Source organism: Sphingobacterium sp. E70 (genome assembly GCF_019285695.1).
GTDB lineage: Bacteria > Bacteroidota > Bacteroidia > Sphingobacteriales > Sphingobacteriaceae > Sphingobacterium > Sphingobacterium detergens.
The window spans coordinates 2137561-2150158 of sequence record NZ_CP079104.1 but is presented as its reverse complement, the minus strand read 5'-3'; the positions used below and the strand labels follow the sequence as shown (position 1 = coordinate 2150158).

Below are 12598 nucleotides of genomic sequence, written 5' to 3'. Positions count from 1 at the left end.
CTTTATTTTTCAACTTTCTGCTTAATAGTCTCTTCGGCTAGTTTTACGATTTCTTCAATGTCTTTATCCTTTGTATCTAGTGGATCAAGTACTTCCCATGTCATATGCAGAAAAGGAGTCAACGGATACATACCATATTGTACCATCTCATATGATCCTTTGATTGCAATAGGGACGACCAATGCATTTGGGTTTTTCTTTAATAATGTTGCAATACCACCGACGTGAAAGGCTTTCATCTTACCTGTTTTTGATCGTGTCCCTTCTGGAAAGATAAAGGCCGACCAATTCTTTGTTTTCATATTGTTGGCAAGTTTCAGAATCTCAGCTATCGATTGTTTGGGGTCATTACGATCGATATTGGCTGCGCCACCATGTTTTAGATTGAACGAAATACTCGGTATACCACTGGCCAGTTCAATTTTTGAGATAAATTTTCCATGAAATCTCCGCAGAAAATAGATGAGCGGTGGAATATCAAAGGTGCTTTGATGATTGGCAACAAATATAATGGGTTGTCCTAATGGGATGGATTTGTTGTCGATAAAAGTGACCCTATTGAATAATGTATAGTAAGATGCAACGAGGCATGCATTTAAGATGTCAACACTTTTTTTGTGTGCATTATAGCCACCGAATTTCAAGCACAGCCATTGGATGGGGTGGAATATAATCAAGGATAAGCCAAAACAGAACCAAAATATAATAGATAGAATATAGCCTAAAAACTTTTTCATATGCTTTTTTATTGTTTACAAATATATCATTAAGCAATGATTTTGAAAAATATTGATAATATTGTGTTTGATTTTAATATTATTAATATTAACTTTAATAATATCAATGGTTATTGTTAAATGAAAAAGATACCTGTAAATTGTCCATGTTGTGATGCAAAATTGAAAGTCTCCAAGCTGGTCTGCGATTCCTGCGACACCGAAGTTGTCGGTAAGTTTACTTTACCCTTACTGATGCAGTTGACAGTCGAAGAGCAGGATTTTGTTCTCAATTTCTTAAAGTATTCAGGTAGTTTAAAAGAAATGGCCAACCAGATGGGTAAATCTTACCCAACGGTTCGTAATATTTTGGATGATCTGATTCATAAATTAAATTCGCTCGCCAATGAAAATTAAGCAGTTATTTTTAAATCCGTTTGCGGATTTTTCAGAGCGGACATTGTTTCTCGTGGGGATCATCGGTTTTTTATTATCCAGTTACCTTATTTATTTATCAGGTCAGCAGTTCAATGGCTTTATGCACTTCTATAAGCCTGAGGTGACCGTCTCTTTTATTGCGGTGTTAAAAGTTCATGCCTATATGGTTTTGGCTCCTTTAATTCTGCTATATATCGTGGGTGTTATAGCCAATAATAAGACAAGAATTATTGACGTGTTGAATGTTATCTTGATTGCGCCATTTCCACTTTATCTAATGTTGCTCTTGAGTAAGTTAATCAATCAGGACAAATTTACCAGTGAGATAGATCAAGCGTTAAAAAATGGTGACCATACCTTGTCGAGCATTGATAAGGGGCAGATGGCACTATTTGGTTTATTTGGGATCTTTGTGTTATTTCTCTTGTTTTATCAGTTCTATTTATTGGTAAAGGGAATGAACATTGCTGTTAACAATAAAAAGGTTTGGATAAGCATTTTGTTTGTGGCATTATATTTTATGCTTGATTTGGGTATACAGTTTTATTTTTAACGGACAGAAAACTATGAAGAAAATTCTCTACTTATTTTTGATCTTTTTACATTTTTCATGCGCTGATGCGCAAACCTTTGACGGCTCGTGGAAGGGGAGGTGAATGTGTCCGGACAGAAATTGCTTTTGGTGTTCAACTAAAGAAGGATAGTAATGCGAATTGGGTAGGAACCTTTGAAAGTCCAATGCAGACCTCATTGAAGTTTCCAATTAATACAATAAAAACACATGAGGATTCGATCTCAATGGATGTCAAAGCAATTGGTTATCGTATACGGGCTATCTGGATCGGGATAAAGATGTGATGAAGGGTGTTATGAAACAGGGGAATTTTGAGTCTGCGATGATATTGGTGCGTAGTGAGATTGAGCAAAGTGGGCTTTCACGCAAGCAAGATGTCTTTCCCCGTACGATTATATTGAACAGGACGTTTCATTTCAAAATGCAAAAGGCAATGCTTCTCTAGCCGGTACCCTGACTTATCCAAAGGGTGGGGATCTTTTCCAGCTGTCATTTTGGTCAATGGGAGTGGGCAGCAAAATAGAGATTCGGAAGTGTTCGGCCATAGGCCATTTAAGGTATTAGCGGATCACCTCAGCAAAAATGGCTTTGCTGTTTTACGTTATGATGATCGCGGTATTGGCGGTTCGAAGGGTGAGGTTAACTTGGCAACAACGATTGATTTTGCATCAGATGCAAATGCGGCAGTGGATTTTCTAAGTAGGCAGCAGATGGTCAAAACCGGTAAAATTGGTATCATTGGTCATAGTGAAGGGGCTTTGATAGCGGAAATAGTTGCCGCTGAAAACGATAAGGTCAATTATATTGCTTTGTTGTCTGGACCTGTCCTCAAAGGTGATTCCTTATTGATCTTGCAGAGCTATGCGTTGGGAAAAGTGGCTGGACTATCTGAGCCTGCATTGGAGGCAAATAAGCTCAATAACAGAAAGCTATATGACATTCTGCTAAGGGACGAGCCGCCGAAGGTTTTAGCAGAATCATTGGAAAAAGAACTTATCCGTCAAAACAATGGAATTGCATTAACATCTGATATGAAAGTTAAGCTGAGCCCGATGTTGATCCCATGGTTCAAAACATTCCTGCGTATTGATCCTGCCTATTATCTGAAACAAGTGAAAGTACCTGTTTTCGCTTCTTTTGGAGGTAAAGATATTCAGGTTCCTGCAAATGAAAATATCTATGCACTTCAACGCTTGCACTTGAATACGACAGATGTCACAATTAAAGACTATCCAAATTTGAACCATCTGTTTCAAAATGCGCAAACAGGAAAAATTGAGGAATATTTTGAAAATCCGGAGAGTTTCAATGAGCAATTGATGGATGATTTGACCAAGTGGCTTAAATTGAAAACAAAGTAATCGAATCTTGATGCCCGTCGTTATGACATGTGCTTTTGCACAACTTGGAATAGCTGGGACTGTCTCAAAATTAAAAACCTTGATTGCAAATCAGCGTTAAATCTTGGAGATAGCTTTAAAAATAAGACCTAAAAAAATGACCAAAATTCATTAGGAACTTGGTCATTTTTTATTTGATTTAATGAAGTGTCGAAATTTTATTTGGAGCCATTTGCAAAATCGACTTTTGATACAGCCCTTACATACATGAATATGTTGATGCTAATCGTTAGGCTGCTATCTGGTCGCTATTTGTTATGGTGTCGTATTGGCAACAGGTAGGATTTTGCCATTAAAGTATTTGTGTCCATTCTGCGCAAACTCTGCAATATACCTACCCATTTCAAAAGCTAGTGTACCTGCTTCCATACCCGGAAAAGCGGCTTCAAACATTTCAGTTTGCGATGACCCCAGGGCCAAGCAGTTGACTTTGATTCCTTTTTCTTTAAATTCTTCAGCTAGACATTCCGTTAAAATTGCCAATGCACCTTTACTGGTAGAGTAGGCAGATAGACCAGGAACTTCATCGAGCCTTGAAATCCACCCATACTACTGATATTGACAATATGTGAACCTTCATGCATGAATGGAACGATATGCTGGATCATATTAACATGTCCCATCACATTTGTTTGGAGCATTTCTGCAAAATCCTGTCCAGTGGTTTCCATAAAAGGTTTATTCACTAATGCTCCAGCATTGTTGATCAGGATATCAACAGTCTCGAATTTCGATTGAATAAAAGGGACCAATGTTGCGTAGTCGTCATAGACGATATCAAATTGAGCGGGGAAGAGTGTTCCTCCATCATGATTGAGCTGACTTGCGATTTCATGGAGTTTTCTCAATTTGTCTGCTGATCGGGCCAATGCGATAACTTTGTTGTCCTTTTTGAGGTCAAATCAAGTACTGCTTCAAACCCAACACCGCTACTTGCTCCTGTGATAATAATATTCGCCATGTTTATTCTTCTAATTTTTGACTTTGCTCAACTTCCTCGACAGAAGGGAGTTTATCCTCTCCAATTGCTTTGGGATTGAATATAAAATAAATTCCTGAAAGAGCGACCATCGCTGAGATAATATAAAATAACAATGTGATCAATACAGCATTGTGTGAATCTACGTGAAATATACCTGCTCCCCACATGATAACAAGTTCACGCATACCCAATCCGCCTACTGAAAAAGGAATAATAGATACTAATGAAGATGCTAGAAATAGGAATAAGTAAGGTGAAAACTTTCCATTAAATCCTAGGGCGTAAAGAATCAAAATTGCAGCGATTACTTGCATAGACTGTACACCAATTGCTTTTAAATGTGCCTTTAAGAAGGTAGCCTTGTACTCTTTGAAAAATTTTGTGACAATAAAATAATAGAGGATACTACCCAATATAAATAATATGATCGTCAAGTAATTTGGTATGCCCAGTTGTGGCATATAGGTAATTAAAGCCGCAATAATTAAACATAGGGCCCATAAGCCACTTAGTCTATCTAGGAATAATGCTGTAAATAATTTTCTGCCCTTAATACTGAACCTTTTCCGGAGAAAGAAGATCTTGTAGCCATCTCCACCCACTCCACCGGGTAGAATCAGGTTATAGAATAGTCCCAATTGATAGAGCTTTAAATTATATTTTTCAGACACATCTAAGCCGATAGCCCTTAAAAAGGTCAATAAGCGTGAAGAGGATATAAAAATCGATATACTATAAGCTAATAAGGCTAGAAATAAATAGATGGGGTTTGAATTAATTACAGCTTCTTTGAGATCTTTGAGTGAAACTTTGCTGAAAACCCAATACAAGGCTCCTACAGTAACGACAATCTTTAGTATGTTTTTTAGGATCTTTAAACCTTTTTTTTGTCCATAGAAGTTTATTTTTCCAATCTTGATCAATTATAATAGCGATTTTGGAAAATTCAAAGTTAGGAACTTTGTCGAATTGTGCAATTGAACTTAGGCAATAGTTGGGTAAATTCTTGAATACAATAATATCAGATATAAAATACCGAATATAGTCGCAAGAGAAAATAGCCAATTTAGGTCAATTCTATTATATTTGTGCTTAAGCACAGCAATCATTAATCCGACGATAAAGCAAAATAATAAAATAGGAGCAATGAAAGCAACCTTATTTGTGAAAGCGAGGCTTATTTGGCTTAATTTTGCTTTGGCTTCCTGTCCTAAAAACAGTGGATAGGCGGCGAATGCCAAGAGGATAATAAATAACCGCAAAAGAGTTTTTGCTATTATTTTGCTTATGGTATGATTTTTGGCTGTTACGTTCATGATCTGTGGATTAATTTACCCCAAAAATACAATTTGAAATTAAAATTTATACATATGAATCGATTCGTTTTATCATTAGCAACTGTTTTTGCTACGGTGACCTTGTTCTCTTGTGGTGCACAAAAGCAAGGTACATCATCTGGAAATCCTGGTAATGGTTCTTCCAATACAAGTGCAGCTTCGGGACCTAGCGCCTCAGAATGGAGATCTGCGGTGAAAGGAACTTGGACACTGAATTCAATCGATAGAGAAAATTTGCCTTCGACTTTCACTATTAAAAGTGTCTTTGAAGAAGCTCCGGCGGAGTGTTTTGTCGGTAGTAACTGGAATTTTATTGGTAATGGAAAGGGATCAATCACGTTTAATGCTCAAGGTACTTTATGTGCTCCAGGTGCATCCCGCGAGATTTTTTGGACAATCTATAACCCAGGAAAAGGTTTAGGCGAACCACAATTCCAGTTTAAGAAGATCTATGCAGGAGACAAAGCCAAAAACGTAACGACAGGTTACCGTTTGGATTTGTCTTATTCTGATGGTAATAAATTAGTCATGAAAATGCCGTTGACAGTTGCCAATGGTGAAGCATATTTAGTGTTTAATTTTTCCCGCGTAAACTAAGGTCAAACGAGAAAAAAGAATAACGAAAAGCTATAGGAATTCCTATGGCTTTTTTTTGTTGAAAATTTAATACTTTTACAGTCCGAAACGATTTTGATTTATTCAATTCGCTTCATCACCTTTAAAAACAGATTGATCGGATAAAAATAGCATGATCCCCAAGGGTTAGCTTAGGACATGCTTAATATAACTAGAAATATGGCTGAACAAAACACGAAAACTGCACTTATAACAGGTATCACAGGTCAAGATGGTGCCTATTTAGCAGAATTCCTATTGAAAAAAGGTTATAGGGTTCATGGTCTAAAACGCCGTAGTTCTCTGTTCAATACCGATCGTATTGATCACCTTTATCAAGATCCTCATCTTGACAATAGAAATTTCACCTTGCATTTCGGTGATTTGACAGATTCAACCAATTTGATCCGTGTCATTCAAGAGACTCAGCCGGATGAAATTTATAATCTTGCAGCTCAATCCCATGTTAAAGTTAGCTTTGATACACCAGAGTATACAGCCAATGCTGACGGTATCGGCACGCTTCGTATATTGGAAGCCGTCAGATTACTCGGGATGATTGAAAAGACGCGCATTTATCAGGCATCGACCTCAGAATTATATGGTCTTGTGCAAGCGGTGCCACAGAGTGAGACGACTCCTTTTTATCCAAGAAGTCCGTATGCTGTTGCCAAAATGTATGGTTACTGGATTACAGTTAACTATCGGGAAGCTTACAAGATGTATGCTTGTAATGGAATTTTGTTCAACCACGAAAGCCCTGTCCGGGGTGAAACATTTGTGACCCGTAAAATAACCCGGGCTGTGGCGAAAATTGCGTTAGGTTTGCAAGACAAACTGTACCTTGGCAATCTTTCCGCTCAACGCGATTGGGGACACGCAAAAGATTATGTTGAAGCGATGTGGCTGATCCTCCAACAGGAAAAACCTGAGGATTTTGTAATCGCAACTGGGGTCACGACAACTGTTAGAGACTTTGTTCGTTTGGCCTTTGCCGAATTGGGGATAGAAATAGAATTTAGTGGAAAAGGCGAACAGGAAAAAGGTGTTATAATAGATGTCGACGAGGAGCGTTTGGCCGAATTAAATATTGATAAATCGCTTATTAAGTTTGGACAAACTGTCGTTAAGGTAGATCCAGCTTATTACCGTCCAACGGAGGTTGACTTACTTATTGGAGATCCAACAAAAGCAAATACCAAACTGGGTTGGATTCCTAAATATGATCTCCAAATGTTGGTAACAGATATGGTACAATCAGATCTTCACTTGATGAGAAAGGAAGAATATCTGAAACAAGGCGGTTTTGAGACCTTGAACTATTTTGAATAATCATAAATAATAGAGGAAAAATAAAACTGGAATAATTTTTGTTTAAACATTTAAATGGTATGAATCAATAAATTCATATGATGAAAATGACAGTGCATGTATTATGATGAATTCAGAGGTTGTTTCGAGTAAGAAGGAAGACGAAAAGAAGAAAGATTCTTCTAAAGTTTATTTCTTCATCATTGCGATAGCGGCATTACTAGCAACGAATATATATTTTTATGTTAAGTTTAAGACGAACGGTGAGAAAGTCTATGCCTTAACAGTGGAGAAAGAAAACCTTCAGGTACAAATCGATCGGATAGAAGCCGAATTGGATAAGATTGATGTCGAAAATGTTCAATTGACTCCTGAAATGACTGTACAAAAAGATGACTCTAGAACTGAGATTGCAGAACTTCGCAAAAAGCTTGAAAATAAGAGTATTACTCCTAAGGATATTGACGACGCTCAACGTAAAATTAACTTGTTAAAAAACAAGTTGATAACTATCGCATAGATGTTCAACGATTGATTCAAGAAAATCAAATTTTATCAAAGCAGAATTCTAATTTAAATGAATCGGTAGTTGAGAAAAATAAGCAAATTACTTCTTTGACAACCACTAATTCTGAATTGAAAGAGAAGGTGACAACGGCAGCTGCTTTGAAGGTTTCAAGTATCAGTATCAACGGGCTTGAGGTCAAAAGAAACGGGAAGGAATCTGTCGAAGAACGCGCCAAGCGGGTGGATAAATTGAAAATCAATTTTACTATCGCTGATAACTCGCTTGCTAAAAGCGGAGAACGTGACATTTTTATAAGAATAATCGATCCTCAGGGAAATCTTGTCGTCCAAGGCGATAATATCTTCTTTGTACACGGTGAAAAATTACAGTATACCTTTAAACATAATATTTTGTTTACGAATAAGGGTGAGGATTATATCGTGTATTGGGCTGCCGAAGATGGTTTTACCAAGGAGCATATACGATATTGCTTTATGAGGACAATGCGATCATGGGTAGATCAACCGTTGTATTGCGTTAGCAAGATATTACGTAAAGAATAGAGAAGGGGCAGTTCAGAGTTGAGCTGCCCCTTTTGCTTTAGTTATTACATGTAATACCCTCCGAGAGGGTCTTTAAATATTCGTCCTGAATAGGTTCACTTTTACTTTTTACAGTACGTTTAGTGTCTGTCCTGTCTTTATTCTTCCTTTACTGTAGGAAGGCCAATCGGAACTGCTGATGTCTTTCGTCTGTTCGATGATACCCTTTCTGAATTTAGTATTTAAATGCGCATCAGAACCAATTCGGTATAGGCCGTAAAGTTACTTAACAAAGGATTTAATGGAACTGTTGATGCTTTTATCTGTCCAATAAGGGCGATATTCTTAATAAATAGATAGAGCCCTTTGTGAGCCAAGTTTCATCTATGCGGTGAAACTCCTAACAGCCGCCATCATTAAGATTCAATTTGTTGTAACGGAAGTAAAATATGGAATGTCGTGCCTTCCCCTTCCATCGTCTCAAAATATATCTGTCCATTACTTGCTTCGATTGTTTTCTTCACGAGCACCAAACCTAGGCCATTTCCGGAACTTTTCGTTGTGAAGTTGATCTGGAATATTTTATCTTTCATTGCTGCAGGGATACCATAGCCATTATCCTTGACATCTATTTTGACGAACTTGTCAGAGTATCGTTCGATAGAGATCTCTATCTTCATGTTTTTTCGTCCATACCCCCTTCAATGGCGTTTTTTATCAAATTATTGAAGGTCCGTAATAACTCGTTTCCATCTGCTTTAACAATCAATGTTTTTGATCAGCATTGTTTATTAATCGGATACTGACATTTGGCGTATTATTGTATACCGATATCGACTTCGTTATTTTCTCCACAATATTGATATTTTCCATCACAGTCGTTGGAAATTTTGCAAAGTGGGAAAACTCTGAGGCAATTTGTGTTAAGGCATCTATTTGTTCAATAAATGAAGTTGAAAATTTATTGAAACGATCAGGAAATTTAGGATCATCATCTTTATATGATCTTCTAAGCTGCTGTATACCTAATTTCATCGGTGTTAACGGATTTTTGATCTCATGGGCAATCTGTTGTGCCATTTCCCGCCAGGTCGATTCACGCTCAGTATCCTTTATTTTATTGGCATAGTCTTCCAGCTTTATGATCATGAGGTTGTACTCTTTGATCAAGGTCCCTATTTCGTCATTTCGCTGCCAGAATAAAGGTTCATTGGGTTGTCCCAATCGTAATTGAGATATTTTTTACTGATTATACTAAGCGGATTGGTCACACTATTGGCTACAAAAGTCGCATAAAAGCCGAAACCAATGATAATTAGAGAATAAATATTGACAATGGTGTTTAATAGTAAGTTTTTATTAATATTCTCTTCCTTTTGGAGGGAAAAATTCGGAATGCCGATATAGGCTAACGTGCTATAATCCTGTCCCTTATTGTTGCATAACTCGTCTCAAACTGGAATGTTCCGATACGCTCATCCTCTATTGTTTCTGATTTTTTAAGCAGGGAGAGATTTTTGAGTGCTGCGGGATTAATAAAAGTGGAGAACAGCTCCAGATCATAAATTCTACGCTGGGAGCTATATAATAATTTGCCAGATTTTGAATACAAATTGAAGTCCTTCGATATCGTCTCGGATAAAGTCTTTAAAATATTGGTAAGCTGGTCTTCATTAGGGATTTCCTCGGTAGAGGTTAACATATTTTCCAGCCGTTTGCCCAGTTCGATGATGAAACGCTCTTTACTATTCCTGTTGTTATTGTAGAGCTGTTTATTGATGCTGATATATGAAATGACGGCTGATATCAGAATGGCTAATATAACCGAAGAAATAATCGAGGTCTGGATACGTGTGGAATACTGTATTTTGTTTATGATCTTATAGAACTGATATTTTAGGTTACGGAACGTGAGTTTTGTATTCTTGAGAAAGATATAAAACGACGCTGCATAATGGAAAATCATGAAAATCATGAAAAATACCAAAAATAGGAAAGAAGTTGTGGCGACATAGTCCCAGAAAGAAGGCTTCTGCTTGCTAATGATATAGGTCGAAAAGGTATTGGCAACATAAGCCATATGCAGGTATGAGTCCCGGTCCAATACTTCAATGTATTGCCCGGGTGCCCCTTTAATCCCCGAAGGTTATTTTCATAGGTATATTTTCCAAATTGTGTAACCAGTGAACCGCCTTTATATAGGGCAATCGAATACTCTCCTTTATTGTAATATTGCGAATTATTGATTCGCATATCTGTTAATATCTCAGGATAGGGTACTGTGTAGCTGAAATCCTTATTGGATAGATTGATGATCACATTAACGATCCTGTTTTGATCGATCGTCACCGGAATGATCGAAAAGTATTCATGAGTTCCGAGTTCAGCACTGGCACGGTAGAAATTTTGAGTAACCTTTATTGACTTGTTGATTACTTTCTCCCGATATTCATTAATTCTGTTTTGACTGTTCGGGTTTAATGGAATATTATTTTGATCATAGTAATACGCCTTAAATTCATATTTCGAAAGGTATCCGCTAAAGTATTTTTTCTTAATGAAGTCATTGATTCCCTCTGTATTGGTATTGGGGAGACTGATGTTAAAGAGATGTTTTAATTCCTTGTCATTAGAGATGCCACTCTCGATATCCGAAAACAATGAAACAGCGTTTAAGTCATCTTCTGACTGCAGATTGTTCAACAAGATCTTCATATCGATAAGATCCCGCTCTTGGTAGAAGCGTGCATGCGTAATTGTACTTATGATCGCCCAGAGGATCAAAACGGCGATATAGTTGGTCAATATATGCCTGTCGAAATATTTCTCACCAAAGGATTTGATCAGAATAATTAGTGCCAAAAGCAGATTGACCAAACTGTTCTTCTCAATGTAGATCGAAATAATGAGAATGACAAAGATGACACTGGCTAATTGAATATTTAATAGTTGAGTGGGCTTTAGTTCTAATTTTTAAGAATGAACAACACCAGATCTATGTAGATATTTAATGCTAGAATCCCCATGCCTACAATGCCAAGGTCTACCCAGCTCAGGAAATGCAGATCAACAAGTTTGGTGAAGTCAAAATAGATATTATTTGAATGGGTGATTAATGTCCCGGCGATATCATATAAAAATGCAAAGGATAAATAAATACTCAATACAAACGCAATCGCGATAGGGAGTTTGAAGAACCGAATGTTTTTTATTTTATCGAAATTGAGTTCTTTTCGGATAGAATAGATAAATAGTATGAGCCAGAGAATCAATATTGTGGTTGATAAAACGGACCAGATATTAGGGAAGAAGCTATTGTAGGCATAGTTGCGTGAATCAAATATGGCGAATGTAGCATTTTCGGAGAGTAGATTCCATTTTAGATCCGCAAATTTAACAAGGATAAATACAGCCGCGAGTAGTGCTATTGCCCACCAGGCTCTTTTGGTCTTGGCCATGTGTAGACAGAGACTATTGAAGAATATCAACAGTGCAATCCAAGCCAGCAACCAGCAAAAGAACTGCAGGATGGTATAGATATTTTCGTGGTCTCCTTCTTTGAGCTTCACCGAAAAGAGGTAGGATCCCTCGTTACTATAGATGTTTTTGATTGCTACTGTATCTGTATAGGACGCAATATCAATGTTCCGCGTATCGAAGAAATTTCGTCGTAAAGAAGAGTTTAAATATGGATTATTGTTATTGGTATAAGGCTTAACAAGTATATACGCAAGTATGCTTATATTTCCGATTGTTTTCTTACGAACGACATAGGAACGATTATCGTCCTGTACAAAATTTGACTTTTCCAAAAAGCCCTGATCTGTGATGGGGACAAATAAATGTGTACTCCACATTTTTGGTTCATGATCCTTAAATAAGAATAAATAGACCTTTTCATCATTTTTATACCTTTCAAAAGCTTGATAGACAGCAATAGGATATTGATCATAATTCTTAAATGTTTTGAGAAGCAAGGAATCCTTAAAAAGACGATCTACTTTTTTCTCCTGTTTGGCGACATAATCATTGAGAGATTTGGTATCAATGTCGAGTATTTCCTTATTTGTAACAGATTCTTTGATGGTGATAGCTGTTCCTATAAAGCATAGTGTTAAGATCAGTAGAAGTAAACGAATTTTTATACCAGAATTCACGTGCGTCAATTTACATTA

General features: G+C 37.0%; 17 protein-coding genes and 1 pseudogene. 9 read left to right on the top strand and 9 right to left on the bottom strand.

The genetic code is table 11. The features are described from left to right. Positions 1–2: 2 nt before the first annotated feature. Positions 3–737, bottom strand: a complete 735-nt coding sequence (locus tag KUH03_RS15315; protein WP_257094550.1) for a lysophospholipid acyltransferase family protein — start codon at positions 735–737, stop codon at positions 3–5. 120 nt (positions 738–857) lie between these two features. Here KUH03_RS15315 and KUH03_RS15310 point away from each other — a divergent pair, with 120 nt between their 5' ends. The 5 genes from KUH03_RS15310 to KUH03_RS15290 all read left to right on the top strand — a co-directional run bounded on the left by KUH03_RS15310 (position 858) and on the right by KUH03_RS15290 (position 3089). Next, the gene (locus KUH03_RS15310; RefSeq protein ID WP_346089256.1) at positions 858–1133 is read left to right on the top strand and encodes a DUF2089 family protein; all 276 of its coding nucleotides are present in this window, start codon (positions 858–860) and stop codon (positions 1131–1133) included. Then, entirely contained in the window at positions 1123–1707 is a 585-nt protein-coding gene (locus tag KUH03_RS15305) for a YIP1 family protein (protein ID WP_120261716.1), read from the top strand. Before KUH03_RS15310 ends, KUH03_RS15305 begins: the two co-directional genes overlap by 11 nt. 65 nt (positions 1708–1772) lie before the next feature. Continuing rightward, on the top strand, positions 1773–2012 hold the full coding sequence (locus tag KUH03_RS15300) for a hypothetical protein (RefSeq protein WP_257094547.1): 240 nt from the start codon (positions 1773–1775) through the stop codon (positions 2010–2012). Next, positions 2012–2173 carry a hypothetical protein gene (locus KUH03_RS15295; protein WP_257094545.1) on the top strand — a complete coding sequence of 54 codons (162 nt, stop codon included), beginning with the start codon at positions 2012–2014 and terminating at the stop codon, positions 2171–2173. The genes KUH03_RS15300 and KUH03_RS15295 overlap by 1 nt, the downstream gene beginning before the upstream one ends. Before the next feature lie 49 nt (positions 2174–2222). Then, the gene (locus KUH03_RS15290; protein ID WP_257094543.1) at positions 2223–3089 is read left to right on the top strand and encodes an alpha/beta hydrolase; all 867 of its coding nucleotides are present in this window, start codon (positions 2223–2225) and stop codon (positions 3087–3089) included. 294 nt (positions 3090–3383) lie between these two features. Here the strand turns inward: KUH03_RS15290 and KUH03_RS15285 are convergent. The 3 genes and pseudogenes from KUH03_RS15285 to KUH03_RS15275 form a co-directional block, all read right to left on the bottom strand. Beyond that, positions 3384–4089 (bottom strand): annotated as a pseudogene (locus tag KUH03_RS15285) (SDR family NAD(P)-dependent oxidoreductase). Between the two features lie 2 nt (positions 4090–4091). After that, on the bottom strand, positions 4092–5033 hold the full coding sequence (locus KUH03_RS15280) for a lysylphosphatidylglycerol synthase transmembrane domain-containing protein (protein ID WP_257094541.1): 942 nt from the start codon (positions 5031–5033) through the stop codon (positions 4092–4094). 60 nt (positions 5034–5093) lie between these two features. Further along, entirely contained in the window at positions 5094–5426 is a 333-nt protein-coding gene (locus KUH03_RS15275; protein WP_120261712.1) for a hypothetical protein, read from the bottom strand. A gap of 54 nt (positions 5427–5480) precedes the next feature. Here KUH03_RS15275 and KUH03_RS15270 point away from each other — a divergent pair, with 54 nt between their 5' ends. The 4 genes from KUH03_RS15270 (at position 5481) to KUH03_RS15255 (ending at position 8444) form a co-directional block, all read left to right on the top strand. Continuing rightward, the gene (locus KUH03_RS15270) at positions 5481–6044 is read left to right on the top strand and encodes a lipocalin family protein (protein ID WP_257094539.1); all 564 of its coding nucleotides are present in this window, start codon (positions 5481–5483) and stop codon (positions 6042–6044) included. A 177-nt stretch (positions 6045–6221) separates the two neighbouring features. Then, positions 6222–7394 (top strand): GDP-mannose 4,6-dehydratase, encoded by a 1173-nt coding sequence (gene gmd / locus KUH03_RS15265; protein WP_257094537.1) that lies wholly within the window; start codon positions 6222–6224, stop codon positions 7392–7394. A gap of 103 nt (positions 7395–7497) precedes the next feature. Beyond that, positions 7498–7893: a hypothetical protein gene (locus tag KUH03_RS15260; protein ID WP_257094536.1), complete on the top strand. Its 396-nt coding sequence runs from the start codon at positions 7498–7500 to the stop codon at positions 7891–7893. 95 nt (positions 7894–7988) lie between these two features. After that, a complete protein-coding gene (locus tag KUH03_RS15255; RefSeq protein ID WP_257094535.1) occupies positions 7989–8444 on the top strand; it encodes a hypothetical protein in 456 nt (151 codons plus the stop codon). 395 nt (positions 8445–8839) lie between these two features. Here KUH03_RS15255 and KUH03_RS15250 read toward each other — a convergent pair whose 3' ends face one another. From KUH03_RS15250 to KUH03_RS15230, 5 genes are all read right to left on the bottom strand, one after another. After that, positions 8840–9103: an ATP-binding protein gene (locus tag KUH03_RS15250; RefSeq protein ID WP_257094534.1), complete on the bottom strand. Its 264-nt coding sequence runs from the start codon at positions 9101–9103 to the stop codon at positions 8840–8842. An 85-nt stretch (positions 9104–9188) separates the two neighbouring features. After that, a complete protein-coding gene (locus KUH03_RS15245) occupies positions 9189–9647 on the bottom strand; it encodes a histidine kinase dimerization/phospho-acceptor domain-containing protein (RefSeq protein ID WP_257094533.1) in 459 nt (152 codons plus the stop codon). Positions 9648–9831: 184 nt separating this feature from the next. Beyond that, positions 9832–10398 carry a hypothetical protein gene (locus KUH03_RS15240; RefSeq protein ID WP_257094532.1) on the bottom strand — a complete coding sequence of 189 codons (567 nt, stop codon included), beginning with the start codon at positions 10396–10398 and terminating at the stop codon, positions 9832–9834. Next, positions 10395–11300: a hypothetical protein gene (locus KUH03_RS15235; RefSeq protein WP_257094531.1), complete on the bottom strand. Its 906-nt coding sequence runs from the start codon at positions 11298–11300 to the stop codon at positions 10395–10397. Before KUH03_RS15235 ends, KUH03_RS15240 begins: the two co-directional genes overlap by 4 nt. 89 nt (positions 11301–11389) lie before the next feature. Next, complete coding sequence (locus KUH03_RS15230) at positions 11390–12589, bottom strand: hypothetical protein (protein WP_257094529.1); 1200 nt, start codon at positions 12587–12589, stop codon at positions 11390–11392. Positions 12590–12598 lie beyond the last annotated feature (9 nt).